The 20,603-nt window shown below is 25.5% G+C and carries 21 protein-coding genes; all 21 read left to right on the forward strand.

Features of this window, described 5'->3' with window-relative positions:
• The first annotated feature begins 483 nt into the window (after positions 1-483).
• The 21 genes from E7L17_RS11745 to E7L17_RS11845 all read left to right on the forward strand — a co-directional run bounded on the left by E7L17_RS11745 (position 484) and on the right by E7L17_RS11845 (position 20,466).
• On the forward strand, positions 484-1,176 hold the full coding sequence (locus E7L17_RS11745) for a response regulator transcription factor (protein ID WP_042398837.1): 693 nt from the start codon (positions 484-486) through the stop codon (positions 1,174-1,176).
• Positions 1,103-2,356 (forward strand): HAMP domain-containing sensor histidine kinase, encoded by a 1,254-nt coding sequence (locus E7L17_RS11750; RefSeq protein WP_316259515.1) that lies wholly within the window; start codon positions 1,103-1,105, stop codon positions 2,354-2,356. The genes E7L17_RS11745 and E7L17_RS11750 overlap by 74 nt, the downstream gene beginning before the upstream one ends.
• A gap of 172 nt (positions 2,357-2,528) precedes the next feature.
• Positions 2,529-3,596 (forward strand): ABC transporter permease, encoded by a 1,068-nt coding sequence (locus tag E7L17_RS11755; RefSeq protein WP_042398831.1) that lies wholly within the window; start codon positions 2,529-2,531, stop codon positions 3,594-3,596.
• The gene (locus E7L17_RS11760) at positions 3,596-4,270 is read left to right on the forward strand and encodes a hypothetical protein (protein WP_055277900.1); all 675 of its coding nucleotides are present in this window, start codon (positions 3,596-3,598) and stop codon (positions 4,268-4,270) included. The genes E7L17_RS11755 and E7L17_RS11760 overlap by 1 nt, the downstream gene beginning before the upstream one ends.
• Positions 4,260-5,132 (forward strand): ABC transporter ATP-binding protein, encoded by an 873-nt coding sequence (locus E7L17_RS11765; protein WP_042398951.1) that lies wholly within the window; start codon positions 4,260-4,262, stop codon positions 5,130-5,132. Before E7L17_RS11760 ends, E7L17_RS11765 begins: the two co-directional genes overlap by 11 nt.
• 475 nt (positions 5,133-5,607) lie before the next feature.
• Complete coding sequence (locus tag E7L17_RS11770; protein ID WP_316323368.1) at positions 5,608-6,846, forward strand: radical SAM/SPASM domain-containing protein; 1,239 nt, start codon at positions 5,608-5,610, stop codon at positions 6,844-6,846.
• A 10-nt stretch (positions 6,847-6,856) separates the two neighbouring features.
• Positions 6,857-7,885, forward strand: coding sequence for a radical SAM/SPASM domain-containing protein (locus tag E7L17_RS11775; RefSeq protein ID WP_042398949.1), 1,029 nt, complete (start codon positions 6,857-6,859; stop codon positions 7,883-7,885).
• A 56-nt stretch (positions 7,886-7,941) separates the two neighbouring features.
• A complete protein-coding gene (locus E7L17_RS11780) occupies positions 7,942-8,106 on the forward strand; it encodes a hypothetical protein (RefSeq protein WP_156327496.1) in 165 nt (54 codons plus the stop codon).
• Between the two features lie 400 nt (positions 8,107-8,506).
• A complete protein-coding gene (locus E7L17_RS11785; protein ID WP_042398947.1) occupies positions 8,507-9,493 on the forward strand; it encodes a S8 family serine peptidase in 987 nt (328 codons plus the stop codon).
• A complete protein-coding gene (locus tag E7L17_RS11790; RefSeq protein WP_042398945.1) occupies positions 9,490-11,208 on the forward strand; it encodes an ABC transporter ATP-binding protein in 1,719 nt (572 codons plus the stop codon). Before E7L17_RS11785 ends, E7L17_RS11790 begins: the two co-directional genes overlap by 4 nt.
• A gap of 656 nt (positions 11,209-11,864) precedes the next feature.
• On the forward strand, positions 11,865-12,458 hold the full coding sequence (locus tag E7L17_RS11795; protein WP_042398942.1) for a recombinase family protein: 594 nt from the start codon (positions 11,865-11,867) through the stop codon (positions 12,456-12,458).
• 592 nt (positions 12,459-13,050) lie between these two features.
• The gene (locus tag E7L17_RS11800) at positions 13,051-13,998 is read left to right on the forward strand and encodes a hypothetical protein (protein WP_154821276.1); all 948 of its coding nucleotides are present in this window, start codon (positions 13,051-13,053) and stop codon (positions 13,996-13,998) included.
• A 31-nt stretch (positions 13,999-14,029) separates the two neighbouring features.
• Positions 14,030-15,235, forward strand: a complete 1,206-nt coding sequence (locus E7L17_RS11805; protein ID WP_052330684.1) for an exonuclease domain-containing protein — start codon at positions 14,030-14,032, stop codon at positions 15,233-15,235.
• Positions 15,228-15,404, forward strand: coding sequence for a hypothetical protein (locus tag E7L17_RS11810; protein ID WP_156327495.1), 177 nt, complete (start codon positions 15,228-15,230; stop codon positions 15,402-15,404). Before E7L17_RS11805 ends, E7L17_RS11810 begins: the two co-directional genes overlap by 8 nt.
• A 10-nt stretch (positions 15,405-15,414) precedes the next feature.
• A complete protein-coding gene (locus E7L17_RS11815; protein WP_042398935.1) occupies positions 15,415-15,711 on the forward strand; it encodes a hypothetical protein in 297 nt (98 codons plus the stop codon).
• Between the two features lie 39 nt (positions 15,712-15,750).
• On the forward strand, positions 15,751-15,894 hold the full coding sequence (locus E7L17_RS11820; RefSeq protein WP_156327494.1) for a hypothetical protein: 144 nt from the start codon (positions 15,751-15,753) through the stop codon (positions 15,892-15,894).
• 223 nt (positions 15,895-16,117) lie between these two features.
• On the forward strand, positions 16,118-16,336 hold the full coding sequence (locus tag E7L17_RS11825; protein WP_042398933.1) for a hypothetical protein: 219 nt from the start codon (positions 16,118-16,120) through the stop codon (positions 16,334-16,336).
• Positions 16,337-16,753: 417 nt separating this feature from the next.
• Positions 16,754-17,506 (forward strand): ParA family protein, encoded by a 753-nt coding sequence (locus tag E7L17_RS11830; RefSeq protein ID WP_042398930.1) that lies wholly within the window; start codon positions 16,754-16,756, stop codon positions 17,504-17,506.
• A 67-nt stretch (positions 17,507-17,573) separates the two neighbouring features.
• On the forward strand, positions 17,574-18,878 hold the full coding sequence (locus tag E7L17_RS11835) for a ParB/RepB/Spo0J family partition protein (RefSeq protein WP_042398927.1): 1,305 nt from the start codon (positions 17,574-17,576) through the stop codon (positions 18,876-18,878).
• 361 nt (positions 18,879-19,239) lie between these two features.
• Positions 19,240-20,301: a replication initiation protein gene (locus E7L17_RS11840; protein ID WP_316323369.1), complete on the forward strand. Its 1,062-nt coding sequence runs from the start codon at positions 19,240-19,242 to the stop codon at positions 20,299-20,301.
• Positions 20,302-20,325: 24 nt separating this feature from the next.
• Positions 20,326-20,466: a hypothetical protein gene (locus E7L17_RS11845; protein ID WP_156327505.1), complete on the forward strand. Its 141-nt coding sequence runs from the start codon at positions 20,326-20,328 to the stop codon at positions 20,464-20,466.
• The last annotated feature ends 137 nt before the right edge of the window (positions 20,467-20,603 follow it).

A 20,603-nucleotide genomic window follows, 5' to 3' on the forward strand; every position in this document is an offset into this window, starting at 1 on the left:
TACTGATCCTAATACATTCAAATTTACTAATCTCATTTTTATAATAATAGTCTCAATTAATATTAAATAAGGATTTTTTTTATTGTCTTAAATAACTACAAATCAAAATTGGAATAATTTACAATTTTATGTTAGTATTAAATTAGAATTTGCATTAGGTAGCCACTTATTAAGTTTCTTGTTATATTGTTAAATTATAAGTTCTTGTTTGTGATAAAAGAGAATATTTAACTGTACGAAGTTTAACTATTGATAAATTATGTTTGTTTTTGGGATTTATGTGAGCATTAAGAGAAATAGGAAAATGAGATTTTGAATATCAGTAAAAAGAAATTTTATTAATTCATGAATTAAAATTTTTGGATTTATGATAAATTCCAGTATATTGATATTGAGATCATGCAGGTCAAGTATTTAAGGATAAGAGATAAGCTAGGTTAAGGTAAAAGTATTTAATTAAAAAAGAAGTATATAGGAGGTAAAATGGCAAAGCTATTAATTGTGGATGATGATTTGGATTTAATAGATATGCTTTCAAATTATTTCTTATTAAAAGGATATGAAATATATACAGCATATGATGGAAAAGAAGCATTAGATAAAATGAAGTGTACTCCAGATTTGGTTATTTTAGATGTTAATATGCCTAAACTAAATGGTATAGATGTATGTAAAAGAATAAGAGATTTTACTCAAAGTCCTATTTTATTTTTAACAGCAAGAGCTACAGAAGAAGATAAAGTAAATGGATTATTAGTTGGTGGAGATGACTATATTGTTAAACCATTTAGTGTTAGGGAATTGGAAGCTAGGATAGTTTCTAATTTAAAAAGAGAAGAGAGATCAAAGTATTCTCATAAGATGATTTATACAGGGAGTATGAGTATAGACCTTATTTCAATGGAAGTATTTATAAATGGACAAAGATTAGATTTAACTAAAAAAGAATATGAGATAATAGAGTTATTAGCATTACATGAAAGACAAATATTTAGCAAAGAACATATATTTTTAAAATTATGGCATGAGGAAAATGATAGTGATATTAAAGTAGTTACTGAATATATAAGAAGAATTAGAAAAAAGATTTATGAGTTTACAGATGAAAATTTTATCGAAACAGAATGGGGTAGTGGATATAGGTGGAAAAGCTTTGATAAGGAAATATCTAAATAAAAGGGTATTATCAATTAAAAAGAGTCTAATTTATTATATAGTTATATCATCATTATTATCAGTTATCATATCTATAGGAGTTATGAATGGGGCTAGAATTATACAAAATAGTATATGGAGTAAATATAAAACCATAGAAGAGTATAAGGAAATATATGATTTTTATAATAAGTATTATGGATATATAACAGAAGCACCGAGGATTAGCTCAAGCTTTATGAGTCAATCAGATAATATTATAGTAGAGATATGTGACTTTTTAGAAACATGGACATTATTAATAATAACGATAACTTTAAATAGCATAACATCATATTTATTTTTTAAGAGAAAGCTTAAAAAACCATTAGCGTTGCTAGAAAAAGGGGCAAATGAAATATTTAACAATAATTTAGATTTTGAAATTGAGTATGATTATATGGATGAGTTTGGTAAGCTGTGTAAATCTTTTGATAAGATGAGAATTCAATTGATAGATAATAATCAGAAAATGTGGAATAGAATTATAGAAGAAAAGGAGTTTCATGCATCAATAGCTCATGATATAAGAGTTCCACTAATGGTATTAGAGGGGTATGTAGAAACTATTTTAGAGTTTTATCCAGAAGACAACATATCCAAAGAAGAGGTGCTAGCGGAACTTAATAAATGTAATGTTCAAATTGCAAGATTGAAAGAATTTGTGGAATATATGAGAAGAGCAGATGAGGTAAAACTACGAGATAGAAAAGATGAAAAGGTAAGTGCACTAAAAATAATTTATGATATTGAAGAAGAAAACAAAGTGTTTTATAAGAAAAATGGAATTGATATAAAGGTTCAACATAATCAATTTAAAGAAGATTTTGAAATTAATATTGATAAGTTCATATTTTTAGAGATTTATGAAAATATTATTACCAATGCAATTAGGTTTGCTAACAGTGAAGTTTCTATAAATATCAATATAGAAGATGAACAGGTTATATTAATTGTTAAGGATGATGGTTGTGGCTTTGAAAGTAAAATAATTAATGAAATAGACAGTGAAAAGATAAGAAAAAACAGAAATTATGCTTCAGGACATATGGGAATGGGGCTTTATATAACTAAACTGCTTTGTGATAAATATGATGGAGATTTAAAAGTTTATAATGCAGCAGATGGAGGAGCAATAGTTAGTATAACTTTATATTTGTAAAAAATTTCACCTAAATAATAGGGTGGAATTTTTTTTGTAAAATTACAAAAGTTGATTTTTTTTTGATATTTAGAATTTAAAATAAACTTAAAGATAAGTAGTGAAGGCAAAATATATAAATGGGATTTGGAGTTTAGGGTAAAATTTAAAATAAAGAATGGAGGCAAAGGATATGAGAGGAATAATAAAAATGACTATTAAAGATATAATAAAACAACCCTTTTATTATATTGGATTAATACTATGCTGTTTCTATGTATATGTGAATCTATGTCAATATTTAGATGTAAAATATTTTGAGAATGACAGCCAAATTGTTACCTTAGATGAAAATAGCATTTCAGATGCAGATATAATGAATGGATATATTCCTGTAAATAATAAAGAAAAAGAACAACTGGCGTTAAGTACAATTTATAAGAATTTAGTTGAAGAATTAGATGTAGAACCTAATGAAGCTCAAGAGGTAATTAAAGAGTATAAACGAGGAATTAGTATAGAGGATTTTGCTAAATATTTAGATGAAAATTATGGCTATAAGAGTGCAGAGTATGCTTTTTATGATGCTAATATGAAACAAGCAACTATAGAAGAAGCAAATAATTATATTAGAGAAAAACTAGGAGAAGAAAATTATACTGAGTGGTTTTCTAAAAAGTTTGTAGATTATTTTGGAGTATGCTTAATATTCTTTATGATAGCGTTATTTCCAATATTATATATGAAGGATTGTAAAAGAGATATATATGAATTGATTCATACCAAATCCATATCATCTATAAAGTATATTGGGGGGAAAGCTATAGCAGGGCTTTTAGCTATGATTCCAGTAATATTTGTGATAACTCTTTTTTATAATTTTTTAGCTATGAAGATTGCATATAAGTGGGGATTTAATTCTTCCATGTTTGATATTTTTAAATATGTAATAATATTTATTTTACCAAGTGTAGTGATGGCACTTGCAATTCATAGTTTAGTAACAGTTATATTTAAAAATCCACTGCCAACAATACCTATTATGATTTTATATATTCTTTATTCTAATATAGGTGCAGAAATATTAGAGGGTAATATTCATTATAAGACACATCCTTTAAGTATATTTATTAGATTCCCTGAAATATTTTTTGAAACTAAAATATCTTTAGGAATGTATATTAATCAAATATCATTATTAATAGTTTCAATACTTATTTTTATGATAGCAACTGTTGTTTGGAAAAGGAGACGTTTTTGATGAAGCAGGATTTAGTAATTGTAGTTAGTAAATATAAGTTATGGATTTGTATAATATATGTAATGCTATTATCTATAATTTTTCCATTAGCATATGCTGATGAAATAGGAGGCGTTATTGATCCATATAGTTCACTTTTGTCTATTCTTTTCTTTTCAGATTTATTTTATTTAGAGATTTTAGAAAAAAGGTATGAAGTTATTAAGTTAAAGTCTAAAGACGTTTTAATAGGGCTAGTAAAAAGAAGGTTTTTTATAGCTTGGTTATTTGTAGAATTATTAGCATTAGTTCAATATAGTTTGTATTTAATGAAAGTCAATAATAATATAGGGAAAATGGATAACTTATCAATGCTTATAATTACTTTAATTGCAACAGGAGTAAGTATCGCATTTTTCGGATATTTAACTGTAGTATTAGTGAATATTACAAAGAAAATTGGTATTGGCGTAGGAATAGCTGTACTTATTTGGTTCTTATTAAATTCAACTATTGGAATGAATATTTTTAAAAGTGCTAATATATTTGCTTTCTGTGAGTTCTTTACTAAGGATTTAGATTATAGTTGGGTAATTGGAAAATTAATAGGAGCTATTATTGTATTATTTGGAATGACTGTATTTAAAAGCAGCTTAATTTATTATAAAAATGAGGTGAAGAGATATGACAATTAATATAAAAGGGTTAACTGTAGAATTTAATAATGGTACTAAAGCTATAGATAATCTAAACCTAAATATTGAAAAAGGAATATATGGCTTATTAGGAGAAAATGGAGCAGGGAAAACTACGTTAATGAGAGTTTTAACAACAATATTGCCAGTATCAAAAGGAAATATTTTAATTAATGGAATTAACTTAGAAAAAAATAATTATGAAATGATACAGAAACAAATTGGATATCTACCTCAGGAGTTAGAAGTATACCCAAGCTTGACAGTTAGAGATTCACTTGAATATTTAGGGAGAATGTCAGGAATACCAAAAAACATATGCAAAGATAGAATAGATTATTATTTAGAAAAAACAGGGTTGATAGATAAACAGAATAAGAAGAATAAACAACTTTCTGGTGGAATGAAAAGAAGAGTTGGTTTAGTTCAAGCTTTATTAAATGAACCACCAATTCTAATTGTAGATGAACCTACAACAGGATTAGATCCAGAAGAAAGGATAAAAATTAGGAACTTATTAGTTGATTTTGGAGAAACAAGAACTGTTATCTTTTCAACACATGTAATTGAAGATATAGCATCTACATGCAATAAATTAGGGATTATGCAGAAAGGTAATTTAATATTTAATGGAGAAATAAGCGAATTGTTAAATAATGCAGAAAATCATGTATGGAATTGTTTAATAACAAATGAAAAAGAAATATTAGAGTTATCTAGATATGCAACAATATCGTCTAAACAATATGTAGATGGTAAGATAATGACTAAAATTATATCAGAAGAAAAACCTAGAATAGATTGTATAAGAGCAGAAGTAACACTAGAGGATGCTTATTTATATATGATGAAGATGTATTAAATAAGTAATATTAAAAGAATACTTTAATCGTTTAAAAATTAAATAAGGTATTTATTTACAATAAATATAAATTTTGGTACAATATAAGAAATAAACAAATTGGGAGTTGGAAAAGTTTATTTACATTAAAATATAAATACTTATATATAGGAATATTTATATTAACTTATAGGAATACTGAGGTGAAAATTATGACAATAAAGACAAAAGATTAAATGGAAATGTATATGTATATGAATTATTACAGATGGCAGAAATAAGTATTTGAGATTATTTAATTAAAATAGGGGAAAAATCTTATTGAATTAGGAGAAATAATAGTTATAGTATCTAAATAATATGTGAATGGAATCATTATAACTAAAATTATTTCTAAGGATAAGTCTAGTGCAATTTATACACAAGGTAGAAGATACACTGGTAAACTCATATTTATAAATATAAGTGATTAGAGGGAGAATATATGGGGATATGTTTGAAATTTAGTGAAAACTATAGGAAACTAGAACGAGGAAATAGAGTAATATTGACCAATAGAGATTCTGGAGAATGGATTAAAATTTCAAAAGAATGTATTAGTATAATAGAGCGAGGCATTTATAATAAATTAAATTCAGAGGAATTATTGAAGTGTATAGAGGATAGAGAAGATAGAGTCTATATAGATAACTTGATAAGAATATTATATAAAATGAAATTGTTAGATAACAATTTAAATATTGATGAAAAAGTAGATACTATTTATATAAATTTGACAAATCAATGCAATTTGAAATGTAAGCATTGTTGTGTAGATGCTGATTTTATTAGCGAGTATAAAAGAATATTAAGTTTTGAAGAACTAAAAAAAGTAATAGATAAAATAGAGGTGTATGGTATTCCTAAATTAGTGTTCTCTGGTGGAGAACCTATGGTTAGAAGTGATTTCTGGGAAATTTTAGATTATACACGAAAAAATTATAAAGGAAAAATTGATATTGCAACAAATGCTACATTAATTAATGAAGCTAATGTAGATAGACTTATTGCTAATGTAAATCGTTTAGATATTAGTATAGATGGTATAGATGAAGATTCATGTAGTGAAATTAGGGGAAAAGGTGTATTTAATAAAGTTATTCGAAGTATTAACTTATTAAAAGAGCGAGGATTTGATGAAATTTACTTATCTATGGTTATTAGTGATTATAATAAAGAGTTAAAAAAAGGTTTTTTAGAATTAAATAAAGAACTTGGTACTCAGGCGGTTATAAGAATATTTGCACCGGTAGGGCGTGGATTAAAAAATTCAGATAAGTTTATTAAGATTAATAAAGAAATAGATAATAATATTGAGATAGATGATTTATCTGATGCAAGAATGAATTTACGTAGCATTAGATGTGGAGCTGGAGTTTCAGACTTAGCAATTAATTATGATGGCTGGGTATACCCGTGTGGCAATTTGATAAGTGAAAAATTTAAATTATTTAATATTTTAGAAATTACAACGCTTGAGGATGCTATGAAAAGAACTAGAGATGAGTATTTAATAGGGAACAGTTTAAGAAGTATACAACCAGATCATTATGAAAAGTGTAAGGAATGTGATGTTAATTTGTTTTGTTGGAGTTGTGTTGAAGAAATTGCAAGACTTCAAAATAATGAAAGAGAATTTAAGGAAAGATGTATAAATCATAAAAAAGTATTAGAAAAAATATTATGGGATGAATAGGTATAATAATATGGATTTTACAATTTGGGTTACCAGAAGATGTAATTTATCTTGTAAGTATTGCTATGAGGGCAATAATAAGTTAGCTGCATCTATGGATATAAAAACTGCAGATAAGACTATTGAATTTATATGTAAAACAATAAAGAAGGTAGATGAAAATATAAATGTAATATTTCATGGGGGAGAGCCTTTGTTAGAATATGATTTAATAAAGTATTTTATTAAATCATTAAAAGAAAATATCGATACTAGGCGTATTAATTTTGGGATTACTACAAATGGAACAATTATAAATGATGAAATTTATAAAACCTTAGTAAATGATTTTAAGTATTCATTAACAATTAGTATTGATGGAAATAAATTAACACATGATTTAAATCGGAAATATATTAATGGAAATGGAAGTTATGATGAAGCAATAAGAACAGCAGTAAAACTATTGAAAGTACGTCCAGATTTGAGAGTTAGAATGACTATTAACACAGAAACGGTAGATTCATTATATGAAAATATTTTATCTTTAATAGAAAATGGTTTTAATTATATAGCTCCAGCCTTTGATTACTATGATAAGAAGTGGAGTTTAGAAAAAATTAAAATTATTGAAAATGAAATGAAGAAGATTGATAAATTTATAAATAGAAAAGAAAATATATATTCTAAGATAAAAGTAGGTCTTGTAGATAAAGATTTGTTTATGAAGCAAAAATCAGGATTATGCAATGGAGGATATGGAGCATTTAATATAGATGTTAATGGAGATATATATCCATGTTCTGTAATTGTTGGTGATTCTAAATTAATGATTGGAGATATTTATACAGGTATAGACTATTTAAAAGTTGAAACTTTAAAAAAGATATACTCTAAAGAAAATAGTACATGCTATGAGTGTAGTTATAAGGAGTTTTGCACTAGCAATAGGTGTAAATTAATAAATAAATCACTGACTGGAAACTTCTTAGAAGCTGATCCGGTTGTTTGTAATATTGAAAATATAAAATATAAAATTTTAAAAAAATATACTAATTAAGCCATTGTTAGCTATTGGTAATAGAATGAAATTAATATTTTAAGGGGGATTTATTTATGAAAGAAAATAATGAATTAAGAATTGAGAAAATTAAGGATAAGGTAGATTCATTAGATATTAAGGGACAAGGGTGTTGGGATGATTGTCAAATTTGGAAAAACAATACTACAACACCTAAATGTGAATTTGATAAAACAGCTTACAACAATTGGTTTAGCTAAGATTTAGATTAATTAAATATATATAAGTTATAGTTAAGTTTAGACATCTAAAATACTGCTGAATCTATTCAGTTCTAAGAAATATAAATGAAGTTTACTTATTATAAGTTATATAAATATATTTTAACTTAATCATTATATTACCAATACTTTCAATATATATGTAGGGTACTATAAGAGTACCAAAAATAATTTTACAAATGAATAAAATAAACAAACATTTATTATAGCTCCTTGCTGTCATTGTTGTATGAGAATTCAATTATAACAATGACAGCAAGGAGCTATACATAAATGTTTCAGAAATCAATTATATAAGAAGAGCTAAAGCTAAATCTATATTTAAATAAACCACAAATAAATTACCGTTAAAAATGCACTAGCATAGAGGAGTATAAATATGTTAAAAGTAGCAATTATAGATAGTGGGATTGATTGGGATATACTAAAAAATAATGAGGTTATTGACTCTAAATCCTTCTTATACAAAAATAAAAAAATAGAAATAAATGATAATGTTATTGACGAAAGTTATCACGGTACATTTTGTTATCAGGTTATTAATGAAGAGCATATCCCTATAGAATACATTATTATAAAGATTTTAAATAAAAAAAATGAAGGACATTCACTGGGATTAATACAAGCACTAAGATATTTATATAAGAAAAAAATTGATATTATAAATCTTAGTTTAGCAACAGTTTCAGATAAATATTTACTAGAGTTAAATCATATATGTGAAAAACTAAAAGAAAAGGGAGTAATTATTATTTCTTCTTTGAGTAATTCAATGAAATTAAGTTATCCTGCTAGATTACCATCGGTAATAGGGGTTGTAGGAAATATATTAAAACACAGCAATGAATATTGGTACTCACCTAATAAAAAAATTCAAATAGTATCTGATTGTATGCCTGTTTTAGTAAAAAATAAAAATGGTCTATATACATTTTTTGGTGGGAACAGTAAAGCTAGTGCAAAGTTTACTAATATATTAATAAATCTTATTAATAGCAACAACAAATATGAAAGTGTAATTGATATTATAGAAAAAAATTCAAAGAAATCTTTTTGGGAAACAAGTGAATTTGATTATACTATAAAAATAGATAAAATATATCATCCTATTGAGGAGGATATCGTTTTTAAGGAGTTAAAGGATATTGTTATTGATGTATTAAAAATTACAAATTCAGAGAACGGAAAGCTTCTTACACATAGTCTTTTTAATCCAACTTGGGGTATGACAAAAGAAAAGGCTGGTGAAATATTTAATAATATAGAGATTAAATTTAATTTAGATTTTAGTAAGAAAGAAGTAAGAATGAACAGAGTGGAATCTTTATCAACATTGTATAATTTCATCATTGGAGAATTAGTATGATAGAAAAAACTGTTATTAAGGAATTTATACATAGAATATTTAAATACAAATATCACCATATAGGTGCTGCTATCTGCTCAGTGATATATTCTATTTGTATTTTAATACAGCCAGTATTATTAATGAAAATAGTAGATTATGGTATAGCCAAAGGTGATATAAATTTTATTTTAAAATATATTATCTTTTATATATTGTTATTAGTAGTAGAGTGTATACTGGATTACTTTACTAGTTATCTTTATGCCGTAATAGGTAAAAATTTTACTAGGACTCTAAGAATTGATTTATTAAAACATATTGAAAGATTACCAGGGAGCTATAAAGCTGATATAAATATGGGAGAATTATTTACTATATATGATAGAGATATTGATAATGTTGAAAGTATATCATCTAAATTATTATTTACAACTATAATACAAGTTGTTACATCAATTTTTATGTGTAGCTATTTATTATTTTTACAACCATCATTATTTTTTTTAGTAGTAATAATTCAGCCTTTAGTATTTTTTACTCAAAAGCATTTCAATAAGCGAATTGTTAAGTTAACAGAAGAAACTAGAATATGTCTATCTAATATGGTCAAAAATGTAAATGAATTTTTTCGCATGTTATTATATGGTAAATCATTAGGATTTTCTGAGTATTTTTGGAAGAAATATTTTAATCATGAAAGAGAGTATAGCCTTAATTCTATCAAAATAAATAAAGAGTATTCAAAGGAAATGAATATAATTAATTTTTTAAATGGAATAAGTACTATAATTATTTACGGAATTGGGGGATTGCAGATAATTTATGGAAATTTAACTATAGGAGCATTAATAACATTTAATCAATATTCTCAAAAGTTGTTTTCTCCAATTATACGTATTGTTGAAAATACCATCACATTTAAAAAAGCTAAGATTTCTATTTATAAAATAATGAATATATTAAATGAAAGAACCGAGTATGAAGTTAGGAATGGTAAAAAAAGTTTATTATCAGTAACTAAAGGTGTTAGCTTTAATAATATAACATTTAGTTACAATGGAGTAACTTCTGTCCTAGATAACTTTTCAATATCATTTCCAAAAGGAGCTATAACAGGAATTGTAGGTGAAAGTGGTGGGGGAAAATCTACAATTATAAATTTATTACTAAGAAATTGGACAGAAGATAGTGGTAGTATCAAAATAGATGAAAATGATATTAATAACTATACATTAAAAAGTATTAGAGAGAATATTTCAATAGTTACTCAAGAAATAGTACTTTTAAATGATACGATTTATAATAATCTTACAATGTTAAATAGTAAAATAAAAAAACAACAAGTTGATGATATATTAGATGTTATTCAAATGTCTGATTTTATTAAAACATTACCTAATGGTCTAGATACAGAAATAGGAGAAGGAGGGGTTAAGTTATCAGGTGGGCAACGACAGAGAATTGCAATTGGAAGGGCACTATTACGTGACTCAAAGGTTATAATTTTTGATGAGGCAACATCTTCTTTGGATAATAACTGTCAAGAACTTATTATGGAAAATTTATATTCTCAATTTGAAAATAAAGTAGTTATCATAATTGCACATAGATTATCTACAATAAAAAAGTGTGATGAAATAAATGTTTTAAAAAATGGAAAGATAATAGAGCGTGGAACATATAAAGAGTTGATGGCTAAAATGGGTGAATTGTTTAGAATGGAGAATAAATAATGACTTTAATAAAAGTTATGGAAATATAACGATCTAAAAGAGAGACAGTGTAAAAAAATGTGTAAACTAAATAAAAACTACTCCTCCTTGGAAATAATTGAGATAAATAATTATTACAAGGAGGAGTTTTTATATGTCAAGTTTGTCGAAAGAATTATTAAGAGATTATATTGAGGAAGATAGTTATCGTAGAGAGTGATTGATGGTATTTGTATATTATATTCCAGTAGAACAGTAGGTTCACTTAATTAAAACCTTTGATTTTGATTAAAGAAACAACTTGTTCATATGTAGGTACCGCCATAACTTGCAATTTAATGATAAAATATTGAAATGGCAAAAACAAAATATTTTTTAGGAGAAATTACTAATTAAATTTTTTGTAAGGATAAAGTAAGATTTTAATGTTCTATCATTTATATACAAAATAGATAGAATTACTATACAGCATAAGTACAGTAGAGATAATTTTTTATTTTAATATTATTGTAGAGTGTCAAAACTTAACACTTTTGGACTAAGGGTATTTTTGGCTTGACATATATTTTTAATCAACGATAAAATAATACTTAATAAGGGGTCAAAAATCATGGTCAAAAGTAATGGTATAAATTTTGGTGTTTTGGGACAAGTTTTGACCTTAATGGAGGGAAAATATGAATTATGGATATGCAAGAGTTAGTACAATAAAGCAAGGTCGTGGAAATTCTTTAGAAGAACAATTATCTGAATTATTTTCTTCAGGTTGTGATGAAGTCATAGAAGAAAAGTTTTCAGGAAAAACTAACGATCGACCACAATTAAAATTATTATTGGATAAGTTGAAAGAAGGAGATACTTTCACAGTTACTAAGCTCGACAGATTTGCCAGGAGCTTAATAGATGGAACTAAACTAGTACAAGAATTACTTGATAGAGGAATAAAGATAAATATATTAAATATAGGGGTAATGGATAATACGCCAGCTAGTAAATTAATAAGAAATATATTTTTATCTTTTGCTGAATTTGAAAGAGATATGATTTTAGAAAGAACAAGGGAAGGTAAGGAGATAGCAAAGACAAAAGCTGGGTATAAGGAGGGTAGACCTAAAAAGTTTACTAAAGATCAAATAGACTTAGCTTTATCTATGTTGTCTGTAAATGGTGGAGATAAAAGTTATAATGAGGTTGAGAGATTAATAGGTATTAGTGTAAGTACATTAAAGAGAGAAAATAATAAACGTAAGTTAGAAAAAATAAATAATTAGTATAAATAAGAAAGTGTTCCTCGGGAACACTTTCTTATTATTATTCTTTACATATATATCAAAAGTCATCATAAGATATAAAATCTTGTGGTGTATTGGAGAATTCATAAATGCAATAAATTACTCCAATAATTGTCGGGATGAGCAATAATGATAATAAAATAAACCTCATAAATGAATCCTCCTTTGGAAGTAAATAAAAGTATTGAAATCTATGATTAAATTTTATCACAGTAAACATTTACATAATAGTCTATAATTTGACAAGGATTTTTGGTATAATAGATATTGTGGTTAAAAATTATATTAAATTTTTATTTATTAAGCAAATATATTTAGAATAATAATTAAACTAAAATAAAAAGGTGTTCCTGGGGAACACCTTTTTTTATTTTCCATTCAATTTATAGCAAAACAAAACTAAATACACGTTAAATTTAATTAATATACTAATATTTATTAATAGTATATTATAAAAATAAATATACTATTAATATACTAATTTATTTTAGTATATTAATTTTATAAAATAGTATATTATTCTTACAAATGGTGGTATAATATAAGTATAGATAAAAATGTTGGAGGATTTATGATGAAAGAAGAAAATATAAAAGAAAAAAAGAAACAAAAAGCACCATTAGGAATTAGACCTGATGATTATATTGATATAAAATTTAGAGAACTTGTTGAGAAAGAAGGAATATCTCAAACTAAATTATTTGAAAGAATGTTTTGGGAGTTTACCAGGAACTCTAAAGATGCATTAAAACTACAAGCATTAGATTGTAGTGTTGAGTTGCAATCTATTAGTGGAGCTTCAGCAACATTGGTAAAAGCTATTGAAAAAATTGTTAATAAGGCTCAACTTGAACTTATGTCTAAAAATAGAGAAGTTGAAAATATTAAAGAAGCTTCAGATAAAAAGATTGAATTAGCTAATATTGAATTAGCTAATAGGGTTAAGGAATTAGAATTAAAAAATAAAGATCTCGAAGAGCAGCTAAAAAATTCTAATGCTATTGTTACTGGATTTAATACAGTAAAAGGTGAACTGGATTCAAAAATAGAAAACCTTAATAAAACTGTAATTGAATTAAATAATGATATAAAAGAAAAGGATAAGATTATACAAGATAAAAATAAGGAAATTATCAATAGTTCTAAGACTATTGATAATATGGAAAAAGAAATAGCGTTGATAAAAGAGCAGAAAGTAATTTTAGAAGGGAAAAATGCAAGTTTACAAGTTAATGTTGAAATGCTACAAGGAACTATTAACACTTTTAATTCTATAAAGAAAACTGAAATTGAAGCTATTAAAGATAATGAAGCTACAATAAATCAATTAAAGATAGATAAGTTAAAAGCTGAATTTGAAAATGAAGTATCTAAACTTAATAATAATATAGTATCTTTAGAAAAAGATATTGAATTAAAAGAATCTGAATTGAAATCATTAAATAATGTAATATCTTCTAAAGATTTAGAAATAAAAACTTTAATTAAAGAGAATAAACAATCTAAAAAATTAAAATAGATGTCAAATTTAAAGGGGTGAGGAATTTATAATGAAGTATGAAAAAGTCGTTTTAGATTTTGAAACTACTGGTTTAAGTTCTAAATATGATGAAATATTACAAGTAAGTGCCATAGATCAGGACGGAAATGTTTTAATAAATGAGTATTGTAAGCCTAAAAGTATTAGCACCTGGGAAGAAGCAGAAGCAATACATAAAATTAGTCCAGCTATGGTTTTTGATAAAAAGCCTTTTGAAGATTATGTAGAAATTTTAACTGATATATTAACTAATGCTGCTGAAATTATTATTTATAATGCAGATTTTGAAGTAGGTTTTTTAAAGAAGTATGGAGTTGAGTTTAATACTAACATTTATGATTTGATGTATGAATTTGCAGAAGTCTATGGGCAATGGAATGAGTATTATGGTAACTATACTTGGAAGTCTTTAGATGATTGTTGCTTATATTATGGTTATTATTTAGATAATGCTCACAATAGTTTAGAAGATTGCAAAGCAACTTTATACTGTTATAACAAGGTAATAAATAAAGAAGATAGATATGATGGAAAAGAATATGTCGGAAAAACAGTTAAAGAATTTTTAGATGAATCATGGATAAAAGTTAATAATAAATCTATTACGTTACATATCTATCCAATAGGAGCAAAACGTAAAAATTGGTATTTTTACGGTGAAATTAAAGCTTATGAAGATGTTAAATACAATGAGCTATTAGATTGTAAAATACATGAAGTAAGCTATACTACCCCTAGATATTTATCTATTTATGTTGATAGTTTTTTACAAGGTGATTATGATTTACTACAAAAAGAAGTAGAAAAATTAAAGAAACAAAACTCTGAATTAGAAGAAGAAACTAAGAAATTAAGAAATGCTAGATATGAAAATTATAAGTTATATACAGAAGCAAATGAGAAGGTTGTTAAATTAGAGAAAAAAATAAATAAGATGAAGGAAAAACTAGGTCTAGTATTGAAGGAAAAAAAGAAAGTACCAGTTTTTAATAGCTATGGTTTTTATACTGCTGAATATTGCAGAACTACTAAAAAGCCAATGATCCAGCCAAGTGAATATAGGGCATTTAAAGATGTTTTATTATCTCAAACTAGATGTAAAGAAATTAAGAAGCCAGTTCGTGAAGGTGAAGAAATTTATGCTTTTCTTAGGGTAAGAAATGGTTATTGTGCTTTGTATTATAGAAATGTTAAGGGAGGTAATAAAGATGATTAAAATTAGATTAACTTATGCTGATGATGAAGAAAAAGATATTGCTATAGAAAAAATTAAAGGGAGTTTTGAAGTTTTAAATATAAGTAGAGAATATAAAGGGCGTGGAAATAGCCAATATTCTAATGTTTATATTGATGCAAATATAATAGAGAAAATATCTAATAAATAAAGGGGGAAAAATGTTTAAGAAAAAAAATAAAATAGAGAATAGTAACCAATCAATTATAGATACTGAAAATTTAATAATAGGTTCAACTTTTTCAGGGAAAATGCCAATGATTATTAATGGATTAGATTTATATTATTTAATATTGCTACTTCAAGGCAAACAAATAACTATTATAGAATTAGGTAACAAAACATTATATGAAGGTAATGCAAGTGATTGTAATTATGAAAGAGTGGAATATGAAGTAATAAAGTTTGAAAAGATACATTATGATAACAGTTATACGATAACAGTAAGAAAAGTTTAATGCATAATTTAAAAAATATTCTTAGGAGGAACTATTTTTATGGATACAGATAAAATTAGAATTCCAGAGTTTAAAGATAAAAAAGGAAAGTGTTTAAATTGTGGTAAATTAACATATTTTTATGACGAAGGCTATTTTTGTACTAATAAATGTCGTGAAGAGTATAAAAATAAAGAAAATTAACATAGGTAACAATTCAAAAATAATAAACAAATTGGCACTAATCCCATCACCCACTTATAACGTTTCAATAAGTTAAGATATTCTATTGCCTTAGCTTGTTCCATCTACCGAGCGACCAAGCTAAAGCAAAGTCACTCCAATATGTAGTCTTAGGCTCAACAAAAAAACAACAACACGACGGTAGGAGTGCTAATTTAAAGTTTATATTTTAGGAGTTGATAGTATGTGCCAATACAAAATTTTCTTATCTGCTACTGATAAAGAGATAGCTGATAAATCAAAAATGAGAGTTGACCTTTTTGGGGATATGAAAATTAAAGATATTGAAGAATTAAAAGATTTTAAGATTTTATATGTTTCCCAAGGGCATGAAGATTTAGTATCTATCAAAGGTAAAGAAGTACCTCGTAAAGTTAGATATATACAAGTTTTCAAAAGATAGTTTCATTTATTGAAAGGGGGTGATTTGGTGAAAAAAAAGAAAAAAAAGAAGAACAAAATCGGAACTGACAAATTAATAATTCTTTTAACTGCATTGCTCAATTTAGTTATTGCAATTATTAATCTAATCTCACTACTTAGCAAGTAGGCTAGTCAAGGGAGGGTTTACCCCCCTCCTGTTCCAAAATCATTCTTCTTTAATGATAACAAATTATTAAGGAGGTATCAATAAAAATGACAGAAAAAAAATTAAATATTGCTTCAATAATAATAGTTATATTAAACCTACTAGTTACCCTAGCAACATCATTTGTTCTAATTTTTAGATAAGCCAAAAGGTGTCCCCAAAGGACACCTACCAATAACAAATATAATGAGATTTTAAATAAATATTAATTAGAAAATGGAGGAATTAATTATGAAAAAAGTATCAATTTTTAATATAAAAGGTGGAGTTGCAAAAACAACTTCTACAGCTAATTTAGGGGCTTGTTTAAGCCAAGAAGGTAAAAAGGTATTATTGGTAGACCTAGACCCTCAAAGTAACCTTACAAAGCTATTTAAAGCCTATAGTATGGACGATTTAACTGTATCAGATGTTTTATTAGATAAACATTTAGATATACATAAGGTAATAAAGAAAACAGATTTTGAGAATATAGATATTTTACCCGCTAATATAAATTTAACTTTTGCTGATAGAAATATTCTTATTGATAATACAAGAAGTCAACAAAATAGATTATCAAAGGCTCTTAAAAATCTAAATAATGAATATGATTATTGTTTAATAGATTGTCCTCCTAGTTTAAATATGATTACTACTAATGCTTTATGTGCTAGTGATGAAGTTTTTGTCCCAATAAAAATAGACAAATTCGCTCTTGATGGACTTGAATATTTACTTGAAAGTATTGAAGATATGAAAGATGAATTTAACCCTAATCTTAATTTTAAAGGTTGTTTTATAACAATGGATAGTGCAACAACAGTAAATAAGCTTATAAAGAAGGAACTTAAAAATTTATTAGGTAATAAGATGTTTAATACTACAATAAAGCAAAATGTAAAAGTAATAGAAAGTACATTTGATGAATGTCCTGTAGTATTTGGTAATAAGAAAGCTAGGGCAAGTATAAATTATAGAGATTTATGTAAAGAAGTATTTTAAAAATGTAGGTGTCCCTCGGGGACACCCCCAATAAAAAATAGTTAAATAAAGAAAGGTTGTTATAGATATGAGTAAGAAATTTTCAATAAGCCAAGGAATGTTAAATAGTGTATCACAAAATGTTAAGAAAGCTAATGAAATTGAAGCTAAAAATAACTTCAATGTTCAATATATAGATATAAAAGATATTGAAAGAAATAAGAAAAATTTCTATGAAATAGTGAATGTAGATGAACTGGCAGAAGATATTAAGATGAATGGATTAAATCATAATTTAGTTGTTAGAAAATTAGATAATGGAAAATATGAGTTAATAAGTGGTGAAAGAAGATATACTGCTCTTACACAATTAGTTGAACAAGGAAACGAAATATTTGCTTTAGTTCCTTGTAAGGTTATTGAAGCGAATGATATTGATAGTGAAATAATTCTTATTCAAGCTAATGCTCAAACTAGAGAGTTAACAGAAATAGAAAAGCTTGAACAAGTAAAAAGGCTTACTGAACTATATAAAACTAAAAAGAAAAATGGTGAGAAAGTTCCAGGAAAGATAAGAGAAATAATTGCTAATGATTTAAAATTATCTCCAACACAAGTAGGAAGATATGAAAGAATAAATAAAAATCTTATTCCAGAGTTAAAAGAAATACTTGAAAATGGTAATTTAACTATTGCTAATGCAAGTGAATTTTCAAGTTTAAGTGAAGATAATCAAAAAGTTATCTTAGAAATAATAAATAATAAAGTTGAAATTAGTAAGGAAGAAGCTACAGAGTTAAAAGTAAAGCTAAAGAAACTTGAACAAGAAAAAGCTGATGAACTTAAAAGGTTAGAAAATGAAAAGTTAGTTGAAATAAGAAAAATAGAAAATGAAAAATCAGTTGAGATAAGAAGAATAGAAAATGAGAAAGACGAAGCTCTTAGAAGTAAGAAACTTATAAGTGATGAAGTTTTAAGATTAAAAAGTGAATTAGATAAAAGTGAAAATAAATCGGAGGAAGAAATAAAGGAACTTGAAAATCAATTAAGAGAAGAACTTAAAAAAGATTTAGATAATAAATATTTATCAGAAATTGAAAATATAAAAAATGAAGCTAATTCTAATAAAGAAGAAAAGGAACGTTATAGAAAAGAATTAGAAGAAATGAAAGCAAAGTCTAAGGAGAATAAAGATAAATCTGATGAATTTAAAGAAAATTATAAATTAGTAGCAGATTTAAAAAGCGTATATCAAGGTTTAGTATCTATCCTTAAACAACATAGAAAAATGAAAGATAATAAAATTGTTATAACTGATGATATATTAGAACAACTTGACAAAACTATGATGGCTACTTCAATTCTTAGAACTTTGAAAGATGAAATAAAATAAATAAAAATTCTGATGAAAGGTTATCCTTTCATCAGAATTTAAAGATTATAGTATTTATGTATAGTATTTATGTATAGTATTTAGAGTGTTCAAAGATGGCTATTTTAGTAAGTTGTGGAAGATAAAACACTTCAAATTGATACTTAAAGCACATCAAATTGATACTCCCTCAATATAATACCACATCAAATTGATACTGGGAAAATATAATACCACATCAAATTGATACTTAAACCACATCAAATTGATACCACATCAAATTGATACCTTAAAACACAAAACACAACATTAATATTGCAAATGTGATGTTGTATATATATAATTATATTAATAAGTAAAATAATAGAAAGAGGTGTAATAAATGTCTTATGAGATATTAGCAACGCCTAATAGTATTGCTAGGGGTAGATATTCAATAGGAGAAAAAGAGAATAACTTATTTTTAAAGTTGATGTATGCAATACAAAGAGATAATAAAGAATATATAATAGCTGAAAATAGGAAAACTGAACTTAGTGAAGATGATATATTAAAATGGAAAAGTCTATGTGAGATAGAAACTTTAATATGTAAATTAACTCCTGAAGATTTTAACGAAATTTTTAAACGAAAAAATGATAGAATTGAAAACTCCTTAAAAGAAACCTTTTCAGCATTAAGTAATTGTAGTATTACATTTGACACAGTTACACGAGATGGAGTTAGGGCTAAGATGATAGCTTCATTAATAAGCCACTTTTATATAGAAAAAGAAACTGGAAATTATCAAGTTGTTGTTCCAGCTAAACTATATAAATATCTTTTTGACTTAGGATTAGGTCATACTCAAAATGCTTTACAAGTTATATATAGATTAAAAGGTATTTATGCTCAAAGGTTTTACATAATATTGAGAAGTTGGACTGGAGCAAAAAGAGATATTGAATTTTCAGTTCAAGAATTAAGAGATATGTTGCAGTTAGGAGATAAAAATAAAACATTTAATTCTTTTGAAACCAATATACTAAAGAGAAGTATTGATGAAATAAATTCTACAGGAATCATGGAAATAAAGATAAAAGAAAAAATTAAAAAGGGAAGATCTGTAGATAGAATAGTATTTACAGTAAAAGATAATGAGCCTAGAAACTATTTAAGGTTATATAATAAATCAGAAATAGATGAAAGTGTAATATGGTTAGATTATATAAAAGTTGAAAATAAATCATTATTGGAAAGATTGGAATTGAAATATAGCGATATGAATTTTGATAGTCCTATAGTTAAAAATATATTCCACAAAGCTTATGATAAAACTTTAAATAAAGATAATAGATTTGTGATGATTCAAGATAAAAAAGGAAAAAGTAATTTTGCATTATTCAATCACATTGTATCAGGAGAGTTATTAACACAAGAATTAGCATTAACATCACAATTTTAAATGAAAATATGGAGGGAAATATTTATGATTAATAAAAATGAAGATATGAGAAATTCAACTAAAGAAGAAATTAAAGATGATATGGAGAAATTTGAATATAAAATTGAGAATGATGAAAAGCAGTTCATTATTAAAAGTGAAGATTCAAGCGAATATAAAGTATAATAAGAGCAACAACTTTATTTTATTTGATTTAAATATCCTGGCACTAATCCCATCACCCACTTATAACGTTTCAATAAGTTAAGATATTCTATTGCCTTAGCTTGTTCCATCTACCGAGCGACCAAGCTAAAGCAAAG

This window comes from Clostridium sp., from assembly GCF_032576335.1.
Lineage (GTDB): Bacteria > Bacillota > Clostridia > Oscillospirales > Acutalibacteraceae > Faecalispora.

Coding starts and splice junctions, on each gene's coding strand:
- E7L17_RS11745 (WP_042398837.1), top strand. CDS start 484: ATGGCAAAGCTATTAATTGTGGATGATGATTTGGATTTAATAGATATG.
- E7L17_RS11750 (WP_316259515.1), top strand. CDS start 1,103: ATGAAAATTTTATCGAAACAGAATGGGGTAGTGGATATAGGTGGAAAA.
- E7L17_RS11755 (WP_042398831.1), top strand. CDS start 2,529: ATGAGAGGAATAATAAAAATGACTATTAAAGATATAATAAAACAACCC.
- E7L17_RS11760 (WP_055277900.1), top strand. CDS start 3,596: ATGAAGCAGGATTTAGTAATTGTAGTTAGTAAATATAAGTTATGGATT.
- E7L17_RS11765 (WP_042398951.1), top strand. CDS start 4,260: ATGACAATTAATATAAAAGGGTTAACTGTAGAATTTAATAATGGTACT.
- E7L17_RS11775 (WP_042398949.1), top strand. CDS start 6,857: ATGGATTTTACAATTTGGGTTACCAGAAGATGTAATTTATCTTGTAAG.
- E7L17_RS11780 (WP_156327496.1), top strand. CDS start 7,942: ATGAAAGAAAATAATGAATTAAGAATTGAGAAAATTAAGGATAAGGTA.
- E7L17_RS11785 (WP_042398947.1), top strand. CDS start 8,507: ATGTTAAAAGTAGCAATTATAGATAGTGGGATTGATTGGGATATACTA.
- E7L17_RS11790 (WP_042398945.1), top strand. CDS start 9,490: ATGATAGAAAAAACTGTTATTAAGGAATTTATACATAGAATATTTAAA.
- E7L17_RS11795 (WP_042398942.1), top strand. CDS start 11,865: ATGAATTATGGATATGCAAGAGTTAGTACAATAAAGCAAGGTCGTGGA.
- E7L17_RS11800 (WP_154821276.1), top strand. CDS start 13,051: ATGATGAAAGAAGAAAATATAAAAGAAAAAAAGAAACAAAAAGCACCA.
- E7L17_RS11805 (WP_052330684.1), top strand. CDS start 14,030: ATGAAGTATGAAAAAGTCGTTTTAGATTTTGAAACTACTGGTTTAAGT.
- E7L17_RS11810 (WP_156327495.1), top strand. CDS start 15,228: ATGATTAAAATTAGATTAACTTATGCTGATGATGAAGAAAAAGATATT.
- E7L17_RS11815 (WP_042398935.1), top strand. CDS start 15,415: ATGTTTAAGAAAAAAAATAAAATAGAGAATAGTAACCAATCAATTATA.
- E7L17_RS11820 (WP_156327494.1), top strand. CDS start 15,751: ATGGATACAGATAAAATTAGAATTCCAGAGTTTAAAGATAAAAAAGGA.
- E7L17_RS11825 (WP_042398933.1), top strand. CDS start 16,118: ATGTGCCAATACAAAATTTTCTTATCTGCTACTGATAAAGAGATAGCT.
- E7L17_RS11830 (WP_042398930.1), top strand. CDS start 16,754: ATGAAAAAAGTATCAATTTTTAATATAAAAGGTGGAGTTGCAAAAACA.
- E7L17_RS11835 (WP_042398927.1), top strand. CDS start 17,574: ATGAGTAAGAAATTTTCAATAAGCCAAGGAATGTTAAATAGTGTATCA.
- E7L17_RS11840 (WP_316323369.1), top strand. CDS start 19,240: ATGTCTTATGAGATATTAGCAACGCCTAATAGTATTGCTAGGGGTAGA.
- E7L17_RS11845 (WP_156327505.1), top strand. CDS start 20,326: ATGATTAATAAAAATGAAGATATGAGAAATTCAACTAAAGAAGAAATT.